Genomic DNA, 25,161 nt, shown 5'->3' with positions numbered 1-25,161 from the left:
CAATGTCAATCGATGAATTACACTTTTAGAGCGTGCCTTCGGGCCGGTTCGAGACCGTTATCTCTCGCTCAAGCGGTCGCAAATTGCGACAAGTAGGGTGGTACCGCGGAATCTCCGTCCCTTCTCATATGAGAAGGGACGTTTTTTTATGTCAATCGAAGGAGTGGAACAAATGGAACTATTAAACGATTTAGAGTTTCGAGGACTTGTCAACCAAATGACAGATGAAGAAGGATTAAAAGAACAACTCAAGCAACCGACGACGTTATACACGGGATTTGATCCGACAGCGGACTCGCTTCACATCGGGCACTTGCTCCCGATCTTGACGCTAAAACGTTTCCAGCAGGCCGGCCATCAGGTCATCGCGCTCGTCGGTGGGGCGACAGGGATGATTGGTGACCCGTCTGGTCGTTCGGATGAACGTTCACTAAACACGTTGGATACGGTCAAGCTCTTCTCCGATCGCATCAAGGATCAGTTGAGCCGATTCCTTCCACTTGAAGGGGAGAACCCGATCACGATTCGCAACAACTACGAATGGACGGAAGAAATGTCAATCATCGACTTCCTGCGCGACATTGGGAAGCACTTCCCAATCAGTTATATGCTTGCGAAAGACTCTGTCGATTCACGTATGGAGAATGGGATCTCGTACACAGAGTTCTCTTACATGTTGCTCCAATCTTACGACTTCTTGAAACTATACGAGACAGAGAAATGTCGTCTTCAAGTCGGTGGAAGTGATCAATGGGGGAATATCACGGCAGGTCTTGAATTGATTCGTCGCTTTGGTCACTCTGAAAAAGCGTTCGGTCTCACCGTGCCACTCGTCACAAAGTCGGACGGACAAAAGTTCGGGAAGACAGCGGGCGGTGCAGTTTGGTTAGATGCGGATAAGACGTCGCCATATGAGTTCTACCAGTTCTGGATCAACGTCGACGATGCAGATGTCATCAAGTTCATCAAATACTTCACGTTCATGTCGCATGAAGAGATTGAGGCACTTGCAGCCGAAGTGACAGAAGCGCCTGAAAAGCGCGTGGCACAGCGCCGACTCGCAGAAGAGATGACAAAGCTTGTCCACGGTGAAGCAGGACTTGAACAAGCGGAGCGCATCACGAAAGCGTTCTTTAGCGGAGATTTGATGTCGCTTCAACCGGAAGATATGGAAGATGCGTTTAAAGGCATGCCGCAATTCGAACTTGACGGTGAACGCAACCTTGTCGACCTCCTCGTCGAAGCGAAGATCTCACCATCGAAACGTCAGGCACGTGAAGATGTAATGAACGGAGCGATTTACTTAAACGGCGAACGTGAACAAGCGCTCGATAAAATGATTACGCACGAAGATACGCTCGGTGAATTCACCATCATTCGCCGCGGTAAGAAAAAGTACTTTGTGATTCGTCACGTATGAACATCCTGTCCGTTCCTTATTTGTTGAGGAATGGACTTTTTTTATACATGACGTGCGGTTCGGATTTGCTAAAATGGGGAGATAGGAGGGATGACGATGGAGATAGAAGAATTTTTCGGCGACCAGTTCCATCAATGGCGTGAACACTTTCGGTATTATGAAATGGCGATCACGGAACTCGAGAGCGACCTCGGGATCATCGACTTGGATTGGCAGACGAGACTAGGGTATTCACCGATCGAACATGTGAAGACGAGGATGAAGACATTGCCGTCTATCGTGCGTAAGATGAAACGGAAAGACTTACCTTTAGAGGTTTCGGCACTTTGGGAGCATGTACACGATGTGGCGGGCATTCGGATTGTCACGAGCTTCCGTGATGACATATATGAGATTTTGCGTCATCTAGAGGCGCGAGATGATTTAGATATCATCGAAATAAAAGATTACATTAAATACCCAAAACCGAGCGGGTATCGAAGCTTACATCTCATCGTGAAAACAAAAGTCTACTTGGCCGAACGAATCATTTGGGTGCCGGCTGAGATTCAGATTCGGACACTTGCTATGGATTTTTGGGCGGCGACGGAACATAAGCTTCAATATAAATATCAGCATGAAGTACCAGATTCATCGAAAGAAGAGCTGATTGAAGCGTCACTCATGGCGGATGCCCTCGATACGCAAATGGGGCGTATCCGACAAGAGATTTTGAAAAAATAAAAAAATCCCCTTCGTGAAGAAGGGGATAAAAAAGCATTAACGTGAGTAGTACTCGACGATGAGTTGCTCTTTGATTTGGTCGTTAAGTTCAGCGCGTTCTGGGAGACGTACGAATGTACCTTCGAGTTTCTCAGCGTCAAACGATACGAAGTCTTTTGTAGCTGGTGCTACTTCAAGTGCTTCAGCGATTGCTTTTACGTTTTTCGACTTTTCGCGAACAGCGATAACTTGACCTGGTTTTACGCGGTAAGACGCGATGTCAACGCGTGATCCATCAACAGTGATGTGACCGTGGTTGACGAGTTGGCGTGCTCCACGACGTGTGCGAGCGAGGCCGAAACGGTAAACGAGGTTGTCAAGGCGTGATTCGAGCAAGAACATGAAGTTCTCACCGTGGATGCCTGGCATTTTACCAGCATCGTTGAAGATGCGGCGGAATTGCTTCTCGTTCACTCCGTACATGTGACGAAGTGCTTGCTTCGCTTGAAGCTGAAGACCGTATTCTGAGATTTTCTTACGACCATTTCCGTGTTGACCTGGTGCGTAAGGACGTTTTGCTAATTCTTTACCCGTTTCGCTAAGCGAGATGCCTAAGCGACGCGAGAGTTTCCAAGCTGGACCTGTGTAACGAGCCATGATTGGACTCCTCCTTGTTGTTCATGTATTTTGCACAAAAGAACAACGGTGTCAAAGACGAGTAACGCCCCTTTCAAGGTGCAAGCACCTTCACTTGATAGCGAAGCTACGAGATGCCCCTCCGACAAAAGTCGAGGCCCGAAAGGTGGATACGTTTGTCTGTGACTGCTATCGTCATTTCATGCACAAAGATGAGTATACGATGAATACCATCTCTTGTCAATCAAATATAGCGAAGAAGTGTTCCGCAAAAACGTTCGAGTCCTTGGCGGTCGATTTCTGAGAAACGGTCGAACTCCGGGCTGTCGATATCGAGCACGCCAATCGTTTTCCCGTCACGTACGAGAGGGACGACGATTTCAGAATTCGAAGCCGCATCACATGCGATATGACCAGGGAATTGATGAACATCGGCCACGAGCTGTGTTTCTTGTGTAGCTGCCGCAGTTCCACAAACCCCTTTACCGAACGCGATGTGAACGCAAGCCGGGAGTCCCTGGAATGGTCCTAGAATGAGACTGTCTTCAGAATCAGTCACGTAGAATCCGACCCAGTTGATCCGATCTAAAAATTGGTTGAGTAATGCGCTGGCGTTGGCGAGGTTGGCCACTGTATTCGTTTCGCCTTCTAATAATGCGGCGAGTTGCTTGTTTAACAGGTCGTAACCGGCTGTCAAATCACCTGAGTACGATGTCGTTTGGAACATATGAATTCCCCTCCATCTTTCATGTTTTTAGAATTTAGCATTATGGTACACGCAAATTTCAGATTTGTCTTCTTAGAAAGTTCCGAAAAAATGAACAATCTCCACTGAAACCATTGGAAAACCTATGCAAATCGTTGGTTCTATAATATGATTAGGTATATCTATTCTTATAAAATACTTCTTTTTTTATATAAAGGTACATAAGTCCACGAAAGCGGCTTGGAGGTTGTGACAAAGATGGATTACGGAATTTATGGATTAATCATTGGAATCATCGTCGTCGTATTAGGCGGCATGTTGGGGAGTATGCTCATTCGAAGGAATTTTTACCAAAAAATTGACGACTTGGATATGAGGAAACAAAGTGTGCTCAGTGCGAGCATACCCGTCGAACTCCAGAAATTCAAACAGTGGCCGATGGAAGGGGAAACGAAAGAAAAGTTTGATCGTTGGCATCAATCTTGGGATGAGTTAGTCAGCGTACATGCAGGTCAAATCGATGAAGCGTTATACCGGGCTGAGGAAGACTTGGATAAATATCGTTTCATGAAAGTCAAAGCTGACTTGAATGCAACTGAACAACTCATTGAAGAGCTCGAGACGATGGTACACGCCATGCTCGATGAGATGGATGAATTTACGACGCATCACACCTCGCTTATGGACATTGTGAAGCAGGATGAGAAAGAGTTGTATCAGTTCCGCAAGACATTGAATTCACAAAACCATGCGTTCGGACCAACCTATGCATTGGTGGAACAAGAGATTGCCGCTGCCGAGGCGAAACGCAGTGAGATGATTAACTTAAAGCAGGTCGGTCAAGTTTCTGAAGCATTTGAAACCGGACAAGCCTTATCGAATCAAGTAGGACACATCCGTGAACTGATTCGGATCATTCCGCAATTTGTACGTACGGTTCAAGTGGAACTGAAACAACAACTTCAACAACTCCGCGCTGGACATAAAGAAATGCAAATGGACGGGTATGCGCTTGAACCACTAGGATTAATGGAAGAAATCGATCAAGCGGAAGATCGTCGAGAAGAGTTGATGGCTCGAATCGAACGCTTGGAATTTGATCATTTTGAAGAGGACATGCAACAGTTGAGCTCGGATATCGATCAATTATTCGAAGCATTCCGAACAGAGGTCGATGCCCGCCAATACGTGAAAAAAGAATTTGCGACGATACAAGAGCGCGAATTGCAATCTGCCGAAATCATGAATCACTTACAGACGGAAATGTCTCGACTTGTAAGCAACTATGAAATCAATGCACGCGTCGGAGAAGAATTCGAACAATTAGAACGTGAACGAACGACTCTCACGGCGAATGTACTTGATATTGAACAAGCTCTCGTCGCGCAAATGTTACCGTTTAGTATGATCAAATCCAAAGTGCAGGAAGCGAAACGGTCACTTGACCAATTCAGTGCCATGCATGAGCGTTTCATTGAGGATACGAATTCATTACGTAAAGAAGAGCTTGAGGTCCGTCACAAGTTAGAAACGTGGAAAAAAGAATTGTCTGGGCATCGTCGCCTGTTAGCGAAAAGTGCGATGCCGGTTGTTCCGAATGATTTGTCAAACGACTTACGTCAGCTCCAAAAAGGTGTCCAGTCGTTAGACGAACAGTTTGACAAGGCACCGTTCAACATGACGTATATCGTCGGGCTTAGCCATGATGTCGAAGAGATGATGGATAACTTCCGTGACCGTGTCCATGCACTGATTCGTCAAGTGACGTATGCGGAACAGTTGCTCCAATATGCAAACCGCTTCCGTCGCCGTGACAACGAGGTCCATATCGCCTTGACGCTTGCGGAAAACAAGTTCTTGCATGGAGAGTATGGCACTGCGGTCGAAATCGGTGAGCGGGTGCTCGGTCGATTCGATGAGAACGGAGCCAATGAAATTCGTCAACGTGTGGATAAAGGGTTAGAACAGCAGGAATTGCTAAAAAAATAAACGATGCATGAAGATTGACGGAAACGGGAAAAACGTAGACGTCAATCTTTTTTCAATCAAGGAGGAATCGTCAGATGGGTACACTATGGGTCAACGGGAATATCTACACATTGAATAAACCGGGTGAGATGGAACGTGCCATGTTTATTGAGCATGGACGCGTCTTGAAGATGGGGGACGAGGGACATCTCCGACGTACATATGCCGGTCGCATCGAAAAGATTGTGAATTTGGAAGGGAAGAGTGTGTATCCGGCCTTTACCGATTCACACATTCACCTTGTCGGATACGGCGAAGCGCTCGACCGTGTCGATGCGAGTGAAGCGACGGATCTTCGAGAATTACTTGAAACGATGAAGCAACGAGGGTCGGACGACGATTGGATCGTCGCAGAAGGGTTTGATGATCGTCTGCTCGGTGACATGCCGACACGCGAGATGATTGATGAAGTGATTGACGACCGTCCTGTCGTGCTGAAGCGTGTCTGTCGTCACGTAGCCGTCGTGAACTCGAAAGGACTTGAACGACTTGGACTGATCCACCATACGGTGATCGAAGGTGGAAAACTTGGGCGAGGTGAAGAAGGTAAATTGAATGGCGTCCTATATGATGCTGCACTAGATCTCTTATATAAAGAATTGAGTGGGAACCGTAAGAAAAATGCGGCTTCTCTTCGCCGGGCAATCGATTCATTATTCGCACATGGAATCGTTGGTGCCCATACGGAAGACTTGTTCTATCATGGAGATCCGCTCGAAACGATTCAAGCGTACGAAGATGTACTGGACGAACTTCCGTTTCAAGCACACCTTCTCGTCCACGAACAGGTGGTGGATCGTGTCATCCAGCAAGATGCGATGACGCGTCGGAAGCGGTTTGAATTCGGTGCGATGAAACTCTTTGTCGACGGTTCGTTCGGTGGACGCACCGCTCTGTTATCTGCACCGTATGCGGATGATCGGAGTCAACGAGGAATTGAAGTACATCGACCAGATCATCTCGAGGCACTCGTGAAAAAAGCACGAACATACGGTATGAATGTGGCAGCGCATGTGATCGGTGATGCGGCGGTCGAGCAATTTGTCGGCCTGCTTGAGAAGTACCCTGCCAGAAAAGGGACACGAGATCGAATTATCCATGCCTCATTATTGAATGACTCATTGATCAACCGAATCAAATCATTGCCTGTTTTGATTGATGCACAGCCGGTATTTTTATCGGATGACATGGACATGCTGTTCGAGCGGTTGGGCAATGAGCGTGTGCATGATGTCTATCGATTCAAGTCTTTACTCGATACAGGGGCATTGGTGTTAGGAGGAAGTGACGCGCCGATTTCATCTGTTGACGTTCGAAAGGGATTGTTTGGAGCGGTGATGCGACAATCGTTTCACGGGTCGAGCACGCTAAATCCGAGTGAACGTCTATCGATGTATGAAGCTCTTCGCAGCTTCACGTATTCGCCTCATGTTGCTACAGGGACGCACGGAAGAAACGGGCTATTGGTTCAAAGTTACAATGCCAACTTCACAGTATGGGACGAAGATTTCTTTAAATTGAGTGGGGAAGACATCCTGCACAACCGTCTTGTCATGACTGTTGTCGAAGGGAAGCCGGTGTACGAGGCAGAAACAGCCACGATATAAAAAGAGGAGTGGTTTCACCCGAAAGGGATGGAACCACTCCTTTTCTTTATCAGAAGAATGAACGTTGCACTTTATGCCAGAACGAGTTGGTCCGAAGCTTGACAGTCTTGATGACCTTGTCCGAGAGTTCGATATCGATTCGGTCTGTGTACTTCAAGCTCAGCGCCTCGTTATCCATCCCAATAATCGGGTAGTCGTTGCCGTCTTCGACGATGCGGAGTGACAACTTACGCGAATCATGAACGATAAAGGATGAGCCGAGTGTGCGATAGCGATTATTGTTGACCGAAGCGATCTCACTCACTTGCATACATGGGATGAGTGGGTCGACGACCGCACCGCTGAGAGATTTGTTATAAGCAGTCGATCCCGTCGGCGTCGATACAACCATTCCGTCCCCACGGAATGTTTCGAAATGTAGATCGTCGATATAGACCTCGATGGCGAGTGATTTGATAATACTTGATTTAATCGAAGCCTCATTTAAACAGAGGAGCGGTGTCGATTCGTTGATCGATGCTGAAAGAAGTGGATACTTCCGGACTTCGAGACCTTCTTCGATTCGCATCGAGTTGTCCGAGAAGAGGCGGTCGACTTCATCGAGTTTATGTATGTCGAAATCACAATAAAACTCGTTCAATCCACGACCGAAACCAACGTAGATGGCGTCTTGACGAAAGCCTGTGTAGCGAACCGCCTGTAAAAATGCCCCGTCCCCGCCGACTGCAGCGATGATGTTCGCGTCCTCCGGTTGATTTACGATGTTGAACCCGTGTTTTTCCCCGATTTCTCTCAGTTTCTTCACTTCTTTTGTGAATTCGTTGACGTTACGATGGTACAAATAGACGTTGTTTCTCATCTGAGTCATCCCCTTTGTCAATGGTGTCCTCTTTATTATAACGTGTTTCTTCCTACCGATATAGGGAAAACTGAAACAGAGTCAAAAGCAGGAAGTTTGTCAAAGGCTCAAGTTCATCGATATGATGAACGAGTAACTACAACAAAGGGGATGAGTACATGCCAACATTTAAAGGGAACAACGTAACATTACAAGGAAATCCAGTGAAGGTAGGAGATCAAGCTCCTGATTTCCGCGTCTTGACGACTGCTTTAGAAGAAGTGACGTTAGCAACCTATCCGGGGAAAAAACTAATCAGTGTCATTCCTTCAATCGATACAGGCGTATGTGATGCACAAACGCGTGAGTTCAACGAAAAGGCCTCATCACTCGGTGGTACAGTCTTGACTGTATCGAACGATTTGCCGTTCGCACAGCGCCGTTGGTGTTCTGCATCTGGTTTAGATAACGTAGTCACCCTCTCGGACCACCGCGATCTTTCGTTCGCAAAAGCATATGGTGTTTTAATTGAAGAAATGCGTCTCCTTGCGCGTTCTGTATTCGTCGTCGATTCGAATGGCGTCGTCCAATATGTACAATATATGGATGAAATGACAGATGAAGTTGATTTCGCGGCGGCACTTGAGGCGTTCGAACAAGCGAATTGATTCGTTTGGCGAAATTGATTAAAATAGCTTACACTAGTACGTGAACCGACCGGTCCTCTCATGGGGGCCGGTTTTGTATGGAAAGGATGAACGAAAATGGAACGTTTTGAACAACTCTATCGTGATTGGAAGAAGGAAGCGAAGAAACTGGTCAACGATCTGGATGTATTACCGATCGAGGCACTCGTCCAAGTATTTGACCATGTTGACATTGAAAAAGAGATGATGGACGATGTCCGTAAAGCAGTGAGTTTACTCGTCTTGGAAGAAACGACACAACTCCCCCCGAACAATCAACCGACACCGGATGCGGTCAGCCTATTTATGGGTTATCTAGCTTCGAAGCTACTTAAGGAAAACGCGACGATTCTAGATTTAGGTAGTGGGACAGGTACGTTGACGCACGCCGTTCTCTCTCAGTTAAAAGATGCGACAGCGCAAGCGGTCGAAGTGGATGAACTGTTGCTTCGTCTTTCCTATTCCATTAGTAACTTGTTAGGAGAACCAGTATCCTACTTCCATCAAGACGCCCTTGCTCCTCTGTTTGTTGAACCGAGCGATCTTTCCGTTGCTGACTTGCCGATCGGCTATTATCCAAATGATGAAGTGGCAGCCGGATACGACATGAAACGAGAACAAGGACATGCCTATTCGCATTTCCTCTTGATGGAACAGGCGATTCGCCATACGAAACCAGGTGGGCATGGATTATTTGTCATCCCGAACAATTTGTTTGAACAGGATGACGAAGGGAAATTAAAACAATGGATGGACCGTGAGGCTGTTGTGAAAGGGGTCATTCAACTTCCGACGACGATGTTTAAAGACGAACGTTACGCGAAAAGCTTATTGCTCCTTCAAAAAGTAGGAGAAGGCGTCACACGGCCAAAACAAGCGCTATTCGTGGAACTTCCGTCATTCACTGATGTCAGAGCGGTAGCGAATGTTGTGAAACAGATTGATGATTGGTTCAAAACAACTCAAAATTAATGGACAAAATACTTGAAAAAGGTATGCAAAATCAATTATCTTCATTATGATACAGTTATCAGTTTTAAATTGAACAGATAAAGATATGCGTTTAAAACGAAAGGTAAGAGGTGTATGACATGACGAAAATTATGGCAGTCAATGCGGGTAGTTCATCGCTCAAGTTCCAGTTACTCGAGATGCCAACGGAAGAGTTGCTCGCAGTCGGACTTATAGAGCGTGTAGGGAAAGAAGATGCGATTTTTACAATCAAGTACGGTGAAGGACAGAAGTTCAACGTGGTCACACCACTTCACACGCACAAAGAAGCGGTTGAATTGACGTTGGAGAAATTGATCGAATTGGATATCATCCAATCATTCGATGAGATTTCTGGTGTAGGTCACCGTGTGTTACACGGAAAAGAGTTGTATGCGGATTCGGTCGTCATTGACGATGAAGTCATGAAGAACATCGAGTCGTTCACCGAGCTCGGCCCACTTCACATCCCACCAAACTTGACAGGTATTCGCGCATTCCAGGCAATTTTGCCGAATGTCCCACAAGTAGCGGTATTCGATACAGCGTTCCACCAGTCAATGCCTGAAGAGAATTTCTTGTACAGTCTTCCTTATGAATACTATACAGAACATGGTGTACGTAAATACGGTTTCCACGGAACGAGCCACAAGTATGTCACACAGCGTGCGGCAGAACTTCTCGGTCGTCCGCTAGAAGACTTGCGTTTGATTTCATGTCACCTCGGTAGCGGTGCATCGATCGCTGCAGTAGCAGGTGGTCGCTCAATCGATACAACGATGGGCTTCACACCACTCGAAGGAATCACGATGGGAACGCGCTCAGGTTCTTTGGACCCGGCCCTCATCCCGTTCTTGATGCAAAAAACAGGGAAGTCTGCTGAAGAGGTCTTGAACGTCATGAACAAAGAGTCTGGCGTGTACGGACTTTCTGGTATCTCAAGTGACTTGCGTGACATCGAGCAAGCGGCTGCAGAAGGCAACCATCGTGCAGAAGTTTCATTGAAAATCTTCTCGAACCGTATTCACGGTTACATCGGTCAATATGCGGCTGAAATGAATGGTGTCGACGCCATCATCTTCACTGCAGGTGTCGGAGAGAACTCGGACGTCATCCGTGAACGCATCCTTCGCGGTCTTGAATTCATGGGTGTCTACTGGGATCCTTCACTTAACAACGGTGCTCGCGGAAAAGAGTTGTTTATCAACTATCCGCACTCACCAGTTAAAGTCATCATCATCCCGACGAACGAAGAATTGGTCATCGCGCGTGACACGGTACGCGTTGCAAACCTTGTCGAAGCACACGCATAATACGAAACGAACCCACGTTACTTCGTGTAACGTGGGTTTTTTTGTGAGTCTTTTTTACTAATGTGAAGAATCTGAAGTGGGACCAATGTTATCTCCTTTGTAACATTAGGCGCCTCATCTGCACCGTTTTGCAATGTTTACGTCATGAATAAACCATATATTGGATGTGAATTTATAAAAATATCTCTCGTTCGATTCAAATGTCTAATCTAACACGATAAATCGTTACTTTTGACATCGATTTGTAATGTTCGTGTCACTCAAATGAACAGGAAGTGTAACGGCACTGACCGATATTTCGTCATATAGTTATCTGGACGAAATATTCATTGGAAGTGACAAATCGCCTAGATAAAGGATGACACGGAATCGAAGACAAATTGACGAAGAGAGGACGAAAAACGTATGTTGAAAAAAATCATGATGCTCTTACTTCTCGCCATCGCCGTATTTGCATTTGCTCTACCGACTTCACCAGTGGAAGCAGCTACGAAAAAAGTTTATGTTGCGACAAAGTCAGGTTCGAAGATGGTTTATGCAGAAGGGAAATCAAATGCACGAGTGATTGGGAAGATGACAGCGAGTGATCGTCTTCAACGTACAGGTTCTCGAGGTGCTTGGATTCGCGTGAACTATAAAGGGAAGGCCGGATGGGTCCCTACAAAGAACTTACGTACGGTAAGTGCTCCAAAACCGCTCAAACCAGCAAGCGTGAAGACATATACGATGAAAGCATCGGCATATACACCGTATTGCAAGGGATGTTCAGGTAAGACAGCACTTGGATGGAACGTTCGTACTCAAAAGCGCAATGTCATCGCGGTAGACCCGCGCGTCATTCCGCTCGGAACAAAAGTACAAGTATACGTAGGGAGCAAGTTGTTAGGTACCTACACGGCAGCTGATACAGGCGGCGCCATCAAAGGAAATAAAATCGACATCTTAATGTATTCACATAGTGCGGCGATTCAATTCGGTCGCAAAACGGTTACGGTCAAGGTGTTGTAATGCATAAGAAAGGGTCTTGCGATTGCGCAAGACCCTTTTTGATGCATGGATGATTATTGACGAACGATGAGGACGTCACATTTCGCATAACGGACGATGCTTTCAGAGACGCTTCCGATAAAGAAACGTTCTACAGCGTTTAAACCTGTCGCGCCACAAATAATAAGATCAATATCATGATTAGGCGCAATCTTTTTCGCAATCGTCACTTTCGGTGAGCCGTATTCGATCACCGTCTCGACTTCTTTTACGCCACGCTCTTTCGCGCGATTGACATAGTCTTCAAGCAATTCTTTCGCATATGTCTCGGCGCGCTCTGTGATTGTCCGATCGTACGCTTCTACAGTCGCAAACGTCCGCGTATCAATCACATGACCGACGTACAGTTTCCCTTCGTTACGAATCGCGACATCGATTGCTGTTTCGAATGCACGTTCCGCCTCTTTAGAGCCGTCAACGGCAGATAAAATGTGTTTGTATACAATTGCCATGTAAATCCCAACCTTTCGCTCGAAATATACGTTCGGCTTACATATATAGTATACCACTTCTTTCGGTTTTCACGCTTTTTCGTCATGAAAATGAGTGAATTTTTTCATGGCGGTGTTCACGACATGTCCAAGTTTGGAATTCGTGTGAAAGAACGGGTAAAATAAGGCGGAGGAGGTAGGACGATGAAACACGTATTGATTACATCTGGTGCCAAAGGGATCGGACGCGTCGTGACGGAGCGTCTGTTACAAGATGGTTGGCACGTTAGCATTTTGCAACGGAATCCAATCGACTGGGAACATGAGCGGATACATATGATTGAGGCCGGATTGACGGACCGCGAACAACTGCTCTCGGCCTATGAGCAAGCGGTCGAACGGTTTGGTGAACCGGACGCCTTGATCTTAAATGCAGGTCCATATATCTTTGAGCGGAAACCGCTCGTCGAATTGACGGACGACGAGTGGGACGAAGTACTCACGGGCAACCTGTCCGCCTCATTTTGGTTAATGCGTCGTGCGCTTCCTTCCATGCGCTCGAATCGATTCGGACGCATCATCTCGTATGGATTTCCGGAAAGTGGGACGGCGCCTGGGTGGATCCATCGTTCTGCGTTTGCCGCTGCAAAGACGGGACTCGTCAGTTTGACAAAATCGGTCGCATTGGAAGAGGCACCGTTCGGGATTACGGCGAACATGGTCAACCCGGGCAATATCGTCGGCTCGCAAAAGGAGATGCGCATTGAGGAAGCGGAAGTAGATGAAAGCACTCCGGTCGGTCGACACGGGACGGGAGAAGATATCGCGCGTTTGATTTCGTTCTTATTACAAGAAGACTCGGACATGATCACAGGTGCCATCATCGATGTGACAGGCGGCGTCAACGTCGTCCATCAATATCGGAAGTGAGGGGAACACGATGAAAATCGGAGTGGTCACGGACGTTCATGGCAATCTCGAAGCGTTAGAGGCTGCGCTCCAAGTCATGGATACAGAGCGGGTCGACGTCATTTGGTCACTTGGTGACATGATTGCGATGGGACCGGACTCCAATGCGGTCATGGAGCGATTGCTAGATCGGGGCGCGCATATGATTTCTGGGAATCATGATGAGGCCGTCCTTTCCCTTTTGGCTGGATACGGTCATCCGGAAAGTTATGCACATACGCGCCCCCACCATGAGTGGGTCGCGCGTCAATTGGAGACTCGATATGCGGATGTCCTCGAATCTCTTCCACGAACGATGTCCGTCGAAATGGCTGGCGAAACGGTGTTCGGTATTCATTATCATATCCCGACCGACCGACGCCATGCCGCGATCGTCGAGGAACCGTTTCACGAGATTCTCGAACCGACGCTGGAAAATATGCAACGATTATATGGGACGTATGAAGGAGAAATCGTGTTATTCGGACATCACCATCCCGTCCACTTGTTTGAAGATGACAGGAAACGCTACGTCAATCCTGGTGCGCTCGGGGTGGCGAAAGATGACTTGGCTCGCTTTGCCATATTATCTGAAGGAGAAACGGGGATTGACCTTGAACTGAAGGCGGTCCCATATGACAAGCGTACCTTTTTAGAGAAGATGGAACGTTATGACGTACCTCAACGGGATGTCATGCTGGGTTTGTTCTATTAAGGTATATAAAAAGTAAGATATGTAAAAAGTGCGATCCTTGGTAATGGATCGCACTTTTTGTCATTCAATCTCTTGAAGTGTTTTTGGATAACTCGTCAATGTGATAGGACCACTTTCTGTCATGACGAGATCGTCTTCGATACGGACTCCGCCGATTCCCGGTAAATAGATACCCGGTTCGACTGTGAACGTCATCCCGACTTGGGCGGTCGTGTCATTGTTCGCTGCCATCGATGGATGTTCGTGTACTTCGATTCCAATTCCGTGACCGATCCGGTGAGTGAAGTATTCACCATATCCTGCAGACGTGATGACTTGTCGTGCGGCGATATCGATTGCGCCAAGTGTCGTCCCGACGTTCGCCATCTCGATTGCGGCTTCCTCCGCTTGGAGAACCGTGTCGTAAATCTCACGTTGTTTGCGACTCGCCTCACCGAAGACGACCGTTCGTGTGATGTCTGAACAGTATCCCTGCCAGACGACGCCGAGGTCGAACAAGGCGAAATCACCTTTTTTCAGACGGTTGTTGCCTGGGACACCGTGAGGGTCGGCACTATTCTCGCCGAACAAGACGAGTGTGTCGAAAGACATTTCACGGACACCTTGCTGTTTCATAGCGTATTCGATATCCGCGATGACCTCGAGTTCGGTCACGCCTTCACGGAGGGAACGGATCCCGGCTTCGATGGCCATATCTGCCAACTCGGCGGCCCGCTTCATGATTCGGACTTCATCCGGTGATTTGATCATACGTAACGTTTGGAGCTCGTCTGTCAAATCAATAATTGACAGACCGGCAAAACCGGCACGAAGATGCTCGACTCGGTTGAATGTCAAATGTTCCCCTTCGATCCCGATTCGTTCAGGAACGATTTGGTTGTCGAGGAATAACTTGACGATTTTGTCCCATGGATTTTCGTGGTCCATATACGTCACGATTTCACCTGACCAGTCACTCGCTTCGACAATCCCTTTTTCAAGTGCTGGGCAGATGATGGCAGTTGTGCCGTTTTTCAAAACTAAAATGGCGATCAATCGCTCGTGTGCTTCCGCGTATACTCCCGAGAAATAAAACACGGATGCTTTCGATGTGATGAATGCTGCATCTAACCCTTTTGTCGCTAGAGATTGTGCAATTTGATTGGTGCGTTGATTCAAGTTGAATCCCTTCCCTTCTACCTCTTACGTTGACTACTCGTCTATTATAGCTGTTTCGAAAACAGAAAGGAAATGTTGCAATTGGATTGGTACAGTTTGAACTAGTTCGACTGATACAGTATACTAAATAGAGTAGAAAATGTATTGAGAGAAGGGACTCCGCGTATGACCACAAAACATGAACAGATCATAGCACATATCGAGTCACTCGATGTTGGGTCAAAAATTTCGGTCCGCCAAATCGCCAAAGAGTTGGCTGTATCAGAAGGTACGGCTTATCGTGCCATCAAGGAAGCTGAGAACCTAGGTTTCGTATCTACCATTGAACGGGTGGGGACGATCCGGATCAAGCGAAAGCATAAAGAGAATATTGAAAAACTTACATTCGCCGAGGTCGTCAATATCGTCGATGGTCAGGTGTTGGGCGGACGTAACGGCCTCCATAAGACGCTATCGAAATTTGTAATCGGTGCCATGAAGCTCGAGGCGATGATGCGATATATCGATGTCGACTCACTCGTCATCATCGGGAACCGCGAGAAGGCGCATGAACTCGTCTTACAATCAGGTGGGGCTGTGTTGATCACAGGGGGATTTGACACAACGGATGAAGTGAAACGAATGGCAGATAAGTATGATATGCCTGTCATTTCTACATCCTATGACAGTTTTACCGTCGCGACGATGATCAACCGAGCCATCTATGACCGTCTAATCAAAAAAGAGATTTTACTCGTCTCAGATATCGTCATCCCGCTCCACGATACGTTCTATCTGAAATCAGATGACACAGTGAAACGTTGGCACGAGCTGAATGAACGGACGAAACATAATCGGTATCCCGTCATCGATGAACAGATGAAAGTGGTCGGCGTGATCACGGCAAAGGATGTCATTGATAAATCACACGACTATGATATTGAGAAGGTCATGACGAAAAGTCCGATTACAGTAGGCGTACAAACGAGTGTCACCAATGCCGCGCACCAGATGGTGTGGGAAGGGATCGAGATGTTACCTGTCGTTGATAACTACGGACGTCTGCTTGGGATTATTAGCCGCCAAGATGTGCTGAAGGCCCTGCAACTGGCGAATCGACAACCGCAAGTCGGTGAGACGTTCGATAACATGATCACGAACCAGCTGAAAGAAGATCCTGCATCGAACGGGACGGCCTTCACGGTTGAAGTGGCCCCACAGATGACGAGTCATATGGGGACCGCCTCATCTGGCGTGTTGACGACCTTGTTGGTCGAGGGGGCGACGCGAAGTCTACGTCATATGAAGAAAGGCGATCTCGTGGTTGAGAATATCACCGTCTATTTCATGAAGCCGATTCAAATTGAAAGTCAGATTCGAGTGTCGGCCCATGTCTTCGACCTCGGTCGGAAGTTCGGGAAAGTGGATGTGGAGATGACGCAAGGGACACAACTTGTCGCCAAGGCGCTCGTCACGGCACAACTCATCGACCGGTAACGAAAAGAGCACCTGCTACGCACTGTAGCAGGTGCTCTGTTTCATGATGGCGTATTCGTCGGTTCTTCTGCGGCGAGAGGGTAAATTTTGCGGTAACGGATAAATCCGACAACAGCATTCCCTAAACCGACGACTAACATGACGATGCTGACAATCCAACCGACAGATGAATTCAGACCGAATCCCCCGACCATTTGGTTCGCAGCGAACAATGCGAGGAATAAACTTAACCAGATCAACGCTTGCGTGTTGAACAACGCTTTTCGGTTTGGCGTCTTTGTCAAAAAAGCGCGGCGCTTGAAGACAAGGTACGCACCGAGCGCGAACAAAATGAGTCCAATCATGACAAGTTGCAAGTGAAGGAACCCCTTTCTATCTCGTAATCTGTTATCATCATACCATAATAGTGTGTAGGAAAGTGAGGAATCATCATGACGCAATGGCAGGAAGCGGATACAATCAAATCAGAAATTGAGGCGGCTGACACCATTTTCATTCACCGCCACGTACGACCAGACCCTGATGCGTTGGGGAGCCAGCTTGGTTTACAGCGCATTCTAAAATCGGTTCATCCGGAGAAGCAAATCTATGTGGTCGGTAGCATGGTTCCAGACCTCGAGTTTTTAGGAAAGATGGAACATGTCGAAGAAGAAATGTATCAGGACGCGCTCGTCCTTATTTTGGATACGGCGAATCAAGAGCGAATCGATGGACCTTTCGCATTGAAAGGGAAGACGATCATCAAAATCGATCATCATCCTGATGAAGATCCGTATGCGATGACACAGATTGTCGATACCTCGGTCAGTTCGACGTCTGAGATGATTGTGGAACTCGCGGACATTTGGGGATATCCCATTGACCAAGAGGCGGCATTTTTACTCTATGCCGGCATCGTTGGCGACACAGGACGTTTCCAGTTTCGAAATGCTACGGCCCGAACGTTTGAGATTGCTTCGGCGCTGATTGCGAAAGACATCGACACGAATAAATTATATCGTCACATGTATAAAACGAATTTAGCGACTCTCCAACTGCAAGGCTATGTATTACAGCATGTCCAAGTAACGGAAGAGGGGGTCGGCTATGTGAAGATTGACAAGGATGTGCTTCGAACGTTCCATGCCTCTCCAGAAGCGGCGTCTCAACTCGTCAATAGCTTCTCGGGTCTTGAGGGATTGAAATGTTGGGTCATGTTCGTGGAAAACAAAGAAGAGATTCGTGTGCGCATCCGGTCGAAAGGTCCTGTCATCAATGAAGTGGCCAAGCGATACCGTGGGGGAGGTCATCCGATGGCGGCTGGTGCCACGATTGACACATGGGATGAGATGGATGACGTGATTGCGGCTTTGAATGAAGTGGCTGGGGAATTCACGTTTGAAGAAAATGAAGAGAGCTGACCTTGGTCAGCTCTCTTCATTTGTCTCCATTTTCCTTTGGGATGAACCATGTACCTCGTTCGGTCACGTCCTCGACGACGTCGAGCTGATACTCAGTAATGTACTTACGGAGCCGGTCGATGATTTCTGGGCTGTCGGCAAACACTGTTTGACCATGCTGTAATTTTTCTAACTTATCGCGTGCAATCTGTCCCCGATTGATAATCATACGCTTTTACCCCCTTTTGTCGTGAGTTTTGTCTATAATTATTGTATCAGAGAAGTGATGAATTGAGTTTGACAATTCCATTAATATAGAAAGGAGGCCAACGATGATTCATCTGAATGTCAGAACTGCTTATAGTTTACTACAAAGTACAATCCGGTTAGAACAATATGTCTTGCAGATGACCGAACGGGGAAGTCGTTCCGTGGCGATCGCAGACGATGCGTTCTATGGGGTTCCGACATTTTTGTCATATTGCCAACGATATGAGGTGAAACCGCTAATCGGACTGAGAACGGTCCTCCGATTGGATGGGTTAGACGTATCCGTGATTGTGTATTCATCTAACGAAACGGAGCTTAAGGAACAATATCGTATCATCCAGGCGGGAGGAATTGAAGGACGGACAACGATGCCGCTGATCGTATTACCTGAAAATTGGAAAGCGAGTGATCCGGTTCACCGGCGTCGCCTTTATCATCAACTCTTGTCGTTTGTCGATGAAGAGAAGCTGTGGCTCGGACTACCGGCACCTCAGACTACGGAACAGGTACAAGTGTTGAAACAACTTCGTCTCATGCGCGAAGAGCTTGCTGTCCAATTGATTCCGGCCCCTGAAACGAGATACATGAGACCGGAAGATGTGGAAGGATTCCGAGCCATTTCTGCCATTCGCGAAGGGGACGTGATGTCGAATGAAGACGTGCGACAAAAAGGATTGCACGTTCGACTACCGAGTGAAATGAATGACTGGTTCACAACGGAAGAATTATCGGAACTGGATCGATTCGAGGCATTGATTCGGCTAGATCATCTACCACGTGCGGAAGGGGCGATTCCAGAAATTCCGGATGCCGATCAAAAGCTGAAACGACTTGTCGGTGAGCGGTTGAAGGCGATGGAACTCGTGAAAGAACCTTACATCGAGCGGGCAAAGTTTGAGCTTGAAGTCATCGCCAATACCGGATTTTCTTCCTATTTCTTGATCGTGGAAGACATCGTTCGGTTTGCTCGAGAATCTGGGATTGAAGTAGGTCCGGGGCGTGGATCGGCAGCAGGTTCACTCGTCAGTTTTGCCCTCCATATCACGGAAGTCGATCCGGTTCATTACGGGTTGTTGTTCGAACGATTCTTAAATCCAGAGCGTGTGTCGATGCCAGACATAGACCTCGATTTTGAAGATGAACGTCGTGAGGAAGTGGTTTCTTACGTACTATCAAGATACGGTCATACGCATGCCGCACAGATCGGGACACTTGCCACGTTCGGTGCGAAAGCGGCAATTCGAGACGTTGCGAGAGCGCTCGGGATGACCCTTGAGGAAGGGCAGGCTGCGAGCAAGCAAGTGAAAGCCGGAGGACTTGATGAACTGATGTCGAGCCAGAAGCAGATGAAGTGGTTTGCCGGTAGCCAAAAGCGTCAGCAGTTATTACGGATTGCCAAACAGCTAGAAGGTTTGCCGCGTCAATCCTCCGTTCACGCGGCAGGAGTGGTGCTCAGTCGTCAACCGATTGAAGAAGTGACTCCGCTCCAACCCGAACTTGAAGAACACGTGACCCAATATAATATGAAGGATTTGGAAGAGGTCGGGCTTCTGAAAATTGACTTGCTCGGATTACGAAACTTGAGTCGCTTGCGAAAGATGGAGGATTTGATTCGAGAAAGTGATGCGCTGTTCTCTCTGAAAACAATTCCGTTAAACGATGCCCGGACGTATCGACTGCTTGCGAGAGGTGAGACGGACGGAATCTTCCAATTCGAATCGACCGGGATGAAGCAAGCGCTTCGACAAGTGAAACCGACTGAGTTTGAAGATATCGTTGTCACGATGTCACTCTATCGCCCGGGACCGATGCAATTCATCGAAACGTATGCGAAGCGAAAGCACGGTATGCCTTACCAACCAGTCCACCCAGACGTAGAAGACGTCATGAGACCGACATACGGTGTACTCGTCTATCAAGAACAGGTGATGAAACTTCTCCGTAAACTCGGAGGCTATTCCTATGCGGAAGCGGATTTGGTCAGACGTGCTATTGCCAAAAAGGATACCGGAACGATTGCTCGGGAACGAGAACGATTTTTGCAACAAGCAAAAGCGGGAGACCAGGACGTCTTGGCGCAAATCTTTTCATGGATTGAAAAGTTTGCCGGGTACGGATTTAACCGCTCTCACGCTGTCGCCTACAGTTTGATCAGTTACCGATTGGCTTACGTCAAAGCACATTTCCCTCGTGTCTTTCATGTGGTGACATCAGAAAAAACAACGGAACTTGTCAGACTGTTACGGAAAGATCAAATTCCGGTGTACCCACCGGACGTCTTACATGGTCACGCTGACGCGACACTTGAGGGACCGGGCGTCCGGCTCGGGTTGAAGGCGGTCCAGGGGTTGACCAAACGGGATGTGGACCGACTGATTGAACTGAACGGGCAGTTGAAAGATGTCAGAACGCTTCAAGAAGCCATGGAGTGGAAAAATAAAGACCAACTGAAATTACGTCGATTACTTGGTGCGGGCGCGCTCGACCGGATGTATCACGGTGACCGGACACATGCCTTTGAAGCAGTCGAACGTTTGCGAGAAGAAGCGGGAACACATTTTTTACCGGATGAGCTGTCTTCACTCGGACTAAAACAGAAAAAAGTGAAAGAACCGAATTGGTCTGAAGAAGAGAGGGAGGCGCTCGGGACATGGGTGGTCCACTCTCCATTGACGGCACTTCCGGATATCGGGATCGAACCGTCTACAATTGAAGAAGTCATGAATGGAACAAACGGTTATCTCGTCGTATATGTAGATGACGTACGTACGTTCATGACAAAAAAACAAGAACGGATGGGTGTTCTCATGGTGGACGATGGCATGACGCAAGACGAGGTCGTCGTGTTTCCTCGAACATTCGCGCAGTTTGGACGGTCCCTCTATGCCGGTAACATCTTGTTACTAGAGGTCCATTCGAATGAACGGGATGGTCGCAAGCAATTGATTGTCGAACGGGTTCGACCGTTACACGGGCAAGCCTTATTCATCCGGCTCACACTCGACCGCTTCCCTGAATTGGAAGATTGGATTCAACGAGCACAAGGGGATGTCCCGGTTGTATGCCGATTCACGGATTCGAAGGAAGTGAAACAACTGGCTTCAGCTTTTTCAATCAATCCGAATGAAGAGTATGTGGCGGAAGCGAAAAGACGGTTCGGGGAAGAAAATGTCGTACTGAAACGAATCGATACAAAAATGGTTGGTCCAGAAACTAGTACCAAGTCCTAAAAAGTGATATAATCGCACTAATTGGTCTGACCACTTAAGTTTGATAGATGATCCAAAAAAGGGAGTTGAACGGTCAGATGCATGAAAAACACGCATCCTCATTTCACGGAAACATTTCAAAGATTAGAAAATTAATTGTCCAATCGTCTTTAGTTCCAGGTGATCGGCTTCCATCCGAACGAGAGCTCGCCGAAACGCTGTCCATTAGTCGCGCTTCGGTTCGCGAAGCGTTACGAGCGTTGAGTTTTTTAGGCATCGTGGAAACGAGACATGGTGGTGGTACCTTTTTGTGTGAACAAGACCGACATCGGTACATTGAGATATTGTCGGAGTTCATTGTGACCAAACAGACGAAAGCGACCGATATTATTGAGATGCTTAGACTATTGGAGCGCATGGCGTTTTCAGAAATTGAACCGACTAAGGAACGACTGGCTCTATTAGAAACGGTGATCGATGATGATCGAACGTTTCGCCAGCAACTCATCTTTCAGTTGAAGAATGAACTGTTCATTCGAATTTGGAGTGAGGTCAACCGCTTTTTTGAAGGATTAGACGTTGGGGATTTATACACGCTCGAGGAACGGAAACAGTTTGTCGAGACGTGGCGTGGAATGGGGATGCCGGAATGAACGAGGGGGAAGCGATGACTGCTTTTTTCAAGAAACCGAAACGATATATGCCATTGCGTCAACGAGAACCAAAGATTGACGCACCACAGGGATTAATGACGAAATGTCCATCTTGTAAATATATGCATTATACAAAACAGTTGAATGAGAACCACAAAGTGTGTGATTGCGGTTATCATTTTCCGCTTCATGCGCAAGAACGGATTGATATGCTTGTTGACGAAGGGTCGTTCGAACGATTTGCGGGACCTTCTGTCAAGGCGAATCCACTCGACTTTCCTGACTATGAGGAGAAGTTGACGAAAGATCGGGAGCGGACCGGGATCGAAGAGGCCGTCGTATGTGGAAAGGCGACAATCGACGGACTTCCACTCGTTGTCTGTGTGATGGATGCGAGATTCCGAATGGGGTCGATGGGTGCATACGTCGGAGAAGCGATTGCTTCGGCTGTTCGAACCGCCACATCACTTGGGCTTCCAGTCGTCTTGTTCACAGCATCAGGTGGGGCACGGATGCAAGAAGGAATGGTCAGTTTGATGCAAATGGCCAATACGTCCATCGCTCTAAAAGAACATGACGAAGCAGGACTGCTGTACATCGCGTATTTGACACATCCGACGACTGGTGGTGTGTCAGCGAGTTTTGCGATGCTTGGCGACTTGAACGTCGCGGAACCGGGAGCGCTCATCGGGTTTGCAGGACGACGAATCATCGAACAGACGATTCGGGAAAAGCTTCCAGAGAACTTTCAAACTGCCGAGTTTCTACTTGAGTCTGGGCAGCTGGATGCAGTCATTCATCGTGAACAGATGCGTTCGTTCTTGAAGAAGATGATCGAATTACACGATGGGGGTGTCCGTCATGTTTGACCCAATCAAAGAAGTCACCGAACAGCTAAATAAATTACGGGAGACGGCTGAGACGAAAGGGATTGATTTATCCCGAGAGATTCGTCATCTCGAGTTAAAGCTCGACCGATTAGAAAAAGATATTTATGGGAATATGAAACCGTGGGACCGCGTCCAGTTGGCGCGAAACCCGAAGCGTCCGACGACGCTCGATTACATCCAACATTTGTTCCCTGACTTCATGGAACTTCATGGGGACCGACACGGATATGACGATGCGGCAATCGTATCTGGACTCGCAACGTTTGAAGGAGTGCCGGTGACGATTATCGGACATCAGCGTGGGCGGAACACGAAAGAGAACATGAAACGGAATTTTGGTATGCCACACCCGGAGGGGTATCGAAAAGCCTTGCGTTTTATGAAGCAAGCCGAAAAGTTCAACCGTCCCATTTTGACATTCATTGACACGAAAGGGGCTTATCCGGGGAAAGCCGCAGAAGAGAGAGGGCAAAGTGAAGCGATCGCCCGTAACTTGTTTGAGATGGCGACGCTGAAAGTGCCGATCGTCTCCGTTGTCATTGGGGAAGGTGGTTCAGGCGGTGCGCTTGGAATTGGTGTATGCGACCGTCTATTGATGCTTGAGAATAGTACGTACTCAGTCATCTCGCCAGAAGGTGCAGCGGCACTATTGTGGAAAGACGCGAAACAAGCAGAGCGTGCGGCGGAGACGATGAAGATTACAGCACAAGATTTATTCAACCTAGGGATTGTCGATGAAGTGGTAGGAGAAGTGTATGGGGGGGCACACGTTGATGTGTCACTACAGTCGTCACTCTTGAAACCTGTCTTATTACAGCATATGAATGAGTTGCTCGCGCAATCGACTTCTGAGCTGATTCAAGGACGTGCGACCAAATATCATCAAATTGGCACAATTAACGAGTGAAAACGGTAACAATGGCTTTGAATAAAGCTTTATTCATTCCTCAAGTGACTGCTTTGTGAGATACCCTATGCATTTTTTTCACATACTTGTGTTGTAAAACAAAGGTCAGACGTGGTATTTTATTTTCAGATTTCGTTAAAACACATAAGAGGTGAGCGACGTGAATTTAAAACGTATTGCGGTATTAACAAGCGGAGGAGACGCTCCTGGAATGAACGCTGCTGTCCGTGCCGTGACCCGAAAAGCAATTTTTGAAGGTCTTGAAGTGTACGGCGTGTATAACGGCTATCAAGGATTAATCGAAGGTGATTTAGTCGAATTAAATCTTGGATCAGTCGGCGACATCATTCAACGTGGAGGTACGTTCCTTCGCTCTGCGCGCTGTCCTGAATTCAGAACAGAAGAAGGTCGCGCAAAAGCAGTAGAACAGTTGAAGAAATTCAATATCGATGCCCTCGTGGTCATCGGTGGAGATGGCTCTTATCGCGGAGCTCAAAAATTGACTGAACTCGGATTCCCAACAATCGGCCTTCCGGGTACAATCGATAACGATATCCCAGGAACAGATGCGACAATCGGTTTCGACACAGCACTCAATACAGCGCTTGATGCGATCGATAAGATTCGTGATACGGCGTCATCACATGAACGTACGTATGTCATCGAGGTCATGGGTCGCGACGCTGGTGATATCGCGCTTTATTCTGGTCTCGCTGGTGGTGCTGAGTCGATTCTCGTCCCAGAACGTCCAGAGGATTTGAATGCAATCGTGGAACGAATCAATCACGGGATTGCACGCGGTAAGAAGCACTCGATCGTCATTGTTGCTGAAGGTGCGGGAAGTGCGGAAGAAATCGGCAAATTGATTGCTGAGAAGACGAACTCAGAAACACGCGTCACGATTCTCGGTCACATCCAACGTGGTGGTTCCCCAACTGCCGCTGACCGTGTCCTTGCAAGTCGTATGGGTGCATACGCTGTTGAGATCTTGCTTGAAGGGAAAGCGGGCCGCGTTGTCGGAATCCGTAACAACCAGATGATGGATCTTGATATCGATGAGGCGCTCGACAATAACAAGCACACGATTGATATGCAATTGATTGACCTCGTTAACCAATTGTCGATTTAAACGATTTTGTATGTTGCAGAGAC

The 25,161-nt window shown here is 47.5% G+C and carries 24 protein-coding genes and 1 other annotated feature (1 of these 25 running past the window's edge); of the genes, 17 read left to right on the top strand and 7 right to left on the bottom strand.

Features of this window, described 5'->3' with window-relative positions; all coding sequences use genetic code 11:
- Positions 1-125 (top strand) — a binding site (T-box leader); it begins 73 nt to the left of the window's first position.
- A gap of 47 nt (positions 126-172) precedes the next feature.
- The gene (tyrS, locus tag KNO72_RS05810; RefSeq protein ID WP_214757489.1) at positions 173-1,420 is read left to right on the top strand and encodes a tyrosine--tRNA ligase; all 1,248 of its coding nucleotides are present in this window, start codon (positions 173-175) and stop codon (positions 1,418-1,420) included.
- 96 nt (positions 1,421-1,516) lie between these two features.
- Complete coding sequence (locus KNO72_RS05805; RefSeq protein WP_214683959.1) at positions 1,517-2,143, top strand: GTP pyrophosphokinase; 627 nt, start codon at positions 1,517-1,519, stop codon at positions 2,141-2,143.
- A 36-nt stretch (positions 2,144-2,179) separates the two neighbouring features.
- Here the strand turns inward: KNO72_RS05805 and rpsD are convergent, their stop codons facing one another.
- Both rpsD and KNO72_RS05795 read right to left on the bottom strand, forming a co-directional pair.
- On the bottom strand, positions 2,180-2,779 hold the full coding sequence (rpsD, locus tag KNO72_RS05800; RefSeq protein ID WP_031423120.1) for a 30S ribosomal protein S4: 600 nt from the start codon (positions 2,777-2,779) through the stop codon (positions 2,180-2,182).
- A gap of 223 nt (positions 2,780-3,002) precedes the next feature.
- Positions 3,003-3,485, bottom strand: a complete 483-nt coding sequence (locus KNO72_RS05795) for a GAF domain-containing protein (RefSeq protein ID WP_214757487.1) — start codon at positions 3,483-3,485, stop codon at positions 3,003-3,005.
- A 237-nt stretch (positions 3,486-3,722) separates the two neighbouring features.
- On the opposite strand from KNO72_RS05795, the gene ezrA reads away from it, so the two are divergent.
- Together ezrA and KNO72_RS05785 are read left to right on the top strand one after the other, a co-directional pair.
- Positions 3,723-5,453 (top strand): septation ring formation regulator EzrA, encoded by a 1,731-nt coding sequence (ezrA, locus tag KNO72_RS05790; RefSeq protein WP_031423123.1) that lies wholly within the window; start codon positions 3,723-3,725, stop codon positions 5,451-5,453.
- A 74-nt stretch (positions 5,454-5,527) separates the two neighbouring features.
- Entirely contained in the window at positions 5,528-7,099 is a 1,572-nt protein-coding gene (locus KNO72_RS05785; protein WP_214757485.1) for an amidohydrolase, read from the top strand.
- A 49-nt stretch (positions 7,100-7,148) separates the two neighbouring features.
- On the opposite strand, the gene KNO72_RS05780 is transcribed toward KNO72_RS05785, so the two are convergent.
- A complete protein-coding gene (locus KNO72_RS05780; protein WP_078147942.1) occupies positions 7,149-7,967 on the bottom strand; it encodes an NAD kinase in 819 nt (272 codons plus the stop codon).
- A 149-nt stretch (positions 7,968-8,116) separates the two neighbouring features.
- Here KNO72_RS05780 and tpx point away from each other — a divergent pair, with 149 nt between their 5' ends.
- The 4 genes from tpx to KNO72_RS15810 all read left to right on the top strand — a co-directional run bounded on the left by tpx (position 8,117) and on the right by KNO72_RS15810 (position 11,934).
- Positions 8,117-8,605 carry a thiol peroxidase gene (tpx, locus tag KNO72_RS05775; protein WP_074036494.1) on the top strand — a complete coding sequence of 163 codons (489 nt, stop codon included), beginning with the start codon at positions 8,117-8,119 and terminating at the stop codon, positions 8,603-8,605.
- A gap of 96 nt (positions 8,606-8,701) precedes the next feature.
- Positions 8,702-9,595 carry a class I SAM-dependent methyltransferase gene (locus tag KNO72_RS05770; protein WP_078147197.1) on the top strand — a complete coding sequence of 298 codons (894 nt, stop codon included), beginning with the start codon at positions 8,702-8,704 and terminating at the stop codon, positions 9,593-9,595.
- A gap of 119 nt (positions 9,596-9,714) precedes the next feature.
- Entirely contained in the window at positions 9,715-10,926 is a 1,212-nt protein-coding gene (locus tag KNO72_RS05765; protein ID WP_078147196.1) for an acetate kinase, read from the top strand.
- Between the two features lie 405 nt (positions 10,927-11,331).
- Positions 11,332-11,934, top strand: coding sequence for a 3D domain-containing protein (locus tag KNO72_RS15810; protein ID WP_078147941.1), 603 nt, complete (start codon positions 11,332-11,334; stop codon positions 11,932-11,934).
- A 53-nt stretch (positions 11,935-11,987) separates the two neighbouring features.
- Here KNO72_RS15810 and KNO72_RS05755 read toward each other — a convergent pair whose 3' ends face one another.
- Entirely contained in the window at positions 11,988-12,425 is a 438-nt protein-coding gene (locus KNO72_RS05755) for a universal stress protein (protein ID WP_012726732.1), read from the bottom strand.
- A 183-nt stretch (positions 12,426-12,608) separates the two neighbouring features.
- Between KNO72_RS05755 and KNO72_RS05750 the strand changes: the two genes are divergently transcribed.
- A complete protein-coding gene (locus KNO72_RS05750) occupies positions 12,609-13,334 on the top strand; it encodes an SDR family oxidoreductase (RefSeq protein WP_214683962.1) in 726 nt (241 codons plus the stop codon).
- A gap of 10 nt (positions 13,335-13,344) precedes the next feature.
- Positions 13,345-14,067, top strand: a complete 723-nt coding sequence (locus KNO72_RS05745) for a metallophosphoesterase family protein (protein WP_214687021.1) — start codon at positions 13,345-13,347, stop codon at positions 14,065-14,067.
- Positions 14,068-14,127: 60 nt separating this feature from the next.
- Here the strand turns inward: KNO72_RS05745 and KNO72_RS05740 are convergent, their stop codons facing one another.
- Positions 14,128-15,225 carry a M24 family metallopeptidase gene (locus KNO72_RS05740; protein WP_078147193.1) on the bottom strand — a complete coding sequence of 366 codons (1,098 nt, stop codon included), beginning with the start codon at positions 15,223-15,225 and terminating at the stop codon, positions 14,128-14,130.
- A 165-nt stretch (positions 15,226-15,390) separates the two neighbouring features.
- Here KNO72_RS05740 and KNO72_RS05735 point away from each other — a divergent pair, with 165 nt between their 5' ends.
- Entirely contained in the window at positions 15,391-16,701 is a 1,311-nt protein-coding gene (locus tag KNO72_RS05735) for a DRTGG domain-containing protein (protein ID WP_074036504.1), read from the top strand.
- A 41-nt stretch (positions 16,702-16,742) separates the two neighbouring features.
- Here the strand turns inward: KNO72_RS05735 and KNO72_RS05730 are convergent, their stop codons facing one another.
- Positions 16,743-17,057 carry a YtpI family protein gene (locus tag KNO72_RS05730; RefSeq protein ID WP_074033432.1) on the bottom strand — a complete coding sequence of 105 codons (315 nt, stop codon included), beginning with the start codon at positions 17,055-17,057 and terminating at the stop codon, positions 16,743-16,745.
- Positions 17,058-17,132: 75 nt separating this feature from the next.
- Between KNO72_RS05730 and KNO72_RS05725 the strand changes: the two genes are divergently transcribed.
- On the top strand, positions 17,133-18,101 hold the full coding sequence (locus KNO72_RS05725; protein ID WP_078147192.1) for a DHH family phosphoesterase: 969 nt from the start codon (positions 17,133-17,135) through the stop codon (positions 18,099-18,101).
- Positions 18,102-18,117: 16 nt separating this feature from the next.
- Here the strand turns inward: KNO72_RS05725 and KNO72_RS05720 are convergent, their stop codons facing one another.
- Positions 18,118-18,309: a YtzJ family protein gene (locus KNO72_RS05720; protein ID WP_074036509.1), complete on the bottom strand. Its 192-nt coding sequence runs from the start codon at positions 18,307-18,309 to the stop codon at positions 18,118-18,120.
- A 103-nt stretch (positions 18,310-18,412) separates the two neighbouring features.
- Between KNO72_RS05720 and dnaE the strand changes: the two genes are divergently transcribed.
- The 5 genes from dnaE (at position 18,413) to pfkA (ending at position 25,138) form a co-directional block, all read left to right on the top strand.
- On the top strand, positions 18,413-21,580 hold the full coding sequence (dnaE, locus tag KNO72_RS05715; RefSeq protein ID WP_196430905.1) for a DNA polymerase III subunit alpha: 3,168 nt from the start codon (positions 18,413-18,415) through the stop codon (positions 21,578-21,580).
- Between the two features lie 77 nt (positions 21,581-21,657).
- Positions 21,658-22,212: a FadR/GntR family transcriptional regulator gene (locus tag KNO72_RS05710; RefSeq protein ID WP_214757483.1), complete on the top strand. Its 555-nt coding sequence runs from the start codon at positions 21,658-21,660 to the stop codon at positions 22,210-22,212.
- A 14-nt stretch (positions 22,213-22,226) separates the two neighbouring features.
- Positions 22,227-23,081 carry an acetyl-CoA carboxylase, carboxyltransferase subunit beta gene (gene accD / locus KNO72_RS05705; RefSeq protein ID WP_047795655.1) on the top strand — a complete coding sequence of 285 codons (855 nt, stop codon included), beginning with the start codon at positions 22,227-22,229 and terminating at the stop codon, positions 23,079-23,081.
- Entirely contained in the window at positions 23,074-24,009 is a 936-nt protein-coding gene (locus tag KNO72_RS05700) for an acetyl-CoA carboxylase carboxyltransferase subunit alpha (protein ID WP_074036513.1), read from the top strand. Before accD ends, KNO72_RS05700 begins: the two co-directional genes overlap by 8 nt.
- A gap of 160 nt (positions 24,010-24,169) precedes the next feature.
- The gene (gene pfkA / locus KNO72_RS05695; protein ID WP_012726720.1) at positions 24,170-25,138 is read left to right on the top strand and encodes a 6-phosphofructokinase; all 969 of its coding nucleotides are present in this window, start codon (positions 24,170-24,172) and stop codon (positions 25,136-25,138) included.
- Positions 25,139-25,161 lie beyond the last annotated feature (23 nt).

The organism is Exiguobacterium sp. s123 (genome assembly GCF_018617075.1).
GTDB classification, from domain to species: Bacteria; Bacillota; Bacilli; order Exiguobacteriales; family Exiguobacteriaceae; genus Exiguobacterium; species Exiguobacterium profundum.
Note: the sequence above shows the minus strand (reverse complement) of the source record. Positions and strands in the feature narration are given on the sequence as shown.

Coding starts and splice junctions, on each gene's coding strand:
- KNO72_RS05745 (WP_214687021.1), top strand. CDS start 13,345: ATGAAAATCGGAGTGGTCACGGACGTTCATGGCAATCTCGAAGCGTTA.
- KNO72_RS05710 (WP_214757483.1), top strand. CDS start 21,658: ATGCATGAAAAACACGCATCCTCATTTCACGGAAACATTTCAAAGATT.
- KNO72_RS05785 (WP_214757485.1), top strand. CDS start 5,528: ATGGGTACACTATGGGTCAACGGGAATATCTACACATTGAATAAACCG.
- KNO72_RS05700 (WP_074036513.1), top strand. CDS start 23,074: ATGTTTGACCCAATCAAAGAAGTCACCGAACAGCTAAATAAATTACGG.
- KNO72_RS05795 (WP_214757487.1), bottom strand. CDS start 3,485: ATGTTCCAAACGACATCGTACTCAGGTGATTTGACAGCCGGTTACGAC.
- KNO72_RS05780 (WP_078147942.1), bottom strand. CDS start 7,967: ATGACTCAGATGAGAAACAACGTCTATTTGTACCATCGTAACGTCAAC.
- KNO72_RS05765 (WP_078147196.1), top strand. CDS start 9,715: ATGACGAAAATTATGGCAGTCAATGCGGGTAGTTCATCGCTCAAGTTC.
- KNO72_RS15810 (WP_078147941.1), top strand. CDS start 11,332: ATGTTGAAAAAAATCATGATGCTCTTACTTCTCGCCATCGCCGTATTT.
- ezrA (WP_031423123.1), top strand. CDS start 3,723: ATGGATTACGGAATTTATGGATTAATCATTGGAATCATCGTCGTCGTA.
- KNO72_RS05805 (WP_214683959.1), top strand. CDS start 1,517: ATGGAGATAGAAGAATTTTTCGGCGACCAGTTCCATCAATGGCGTGAA.
- KNO72_RS05755 (WP_012726732.1), bottom strand. CDS start 12,425: ATGGCAATTGTATACAAACACATTTTATCTGCCGTTGACGGCTCTAAA.
- KNO72_RS05720 (WP_074036509.1), bottom strand. CDS start 18,309: ATGATTATCAATCGGGGACAGATTGCACGCGATAAGTTAGAAAAATTA.
- tpx (WP_074036494.1), top strand. CDS start 8,117: ATGCCAACATTTAAAGGGAACAACGTAACATTACAAGGAAATCCAGTG.
- KNO72_RS05725 (WP_078147192.1), top strand. CDS start 17,133: ATGACGCAATGGCAGGAAGCGGATACAATCAAATCAGAAATTGAGGCG.
- dnaE (WP_196430905.1), top strand. CDS start 18,413: ATGATTCATCTGAATGTCAGAACTGCTTATAGTTTACTACAAAGTACA.
- KNO72_RS05735 (WP_074036504.1), top strand. CDS start 15,391: ATGACCACAAAACATGAACAGATCATAGCACATATCGAGTCACTCGAT.
- accD (WP_047795655.1), top strand. CDS start 22,227: ATGACTGCTTTTTTCAAGAAACCGAAACGATATATGCCATTGCGTCAA.
- KNO72_RS05770 (WP_078147197.1), top strand. CDS start 8,702: ATGGAACGTTTTGAACAACTCTATCGTGATTGGAAGAAGGAAGCGAAG.
- rpsD (WP_031423120.1), bottom strand. CDS start 2,779: ATGGCTCGTTACACAGGTCCAGCTTGGAAACTCTCGCGTCGCTTAGGC.
- tyrS (WP_214757489.1), top strand. CDS start 173: ATGGAACTATTAAACGATTTAGAGTTTCGAGGACTTGTCAACCAAATG.
- KNO72_RS05750 (WP_214683962.1), top strand. CDS start 12,609: ATGAAACACGTATTGATTACATCTGGTGCCAAAGGGATCGGACGCGTC.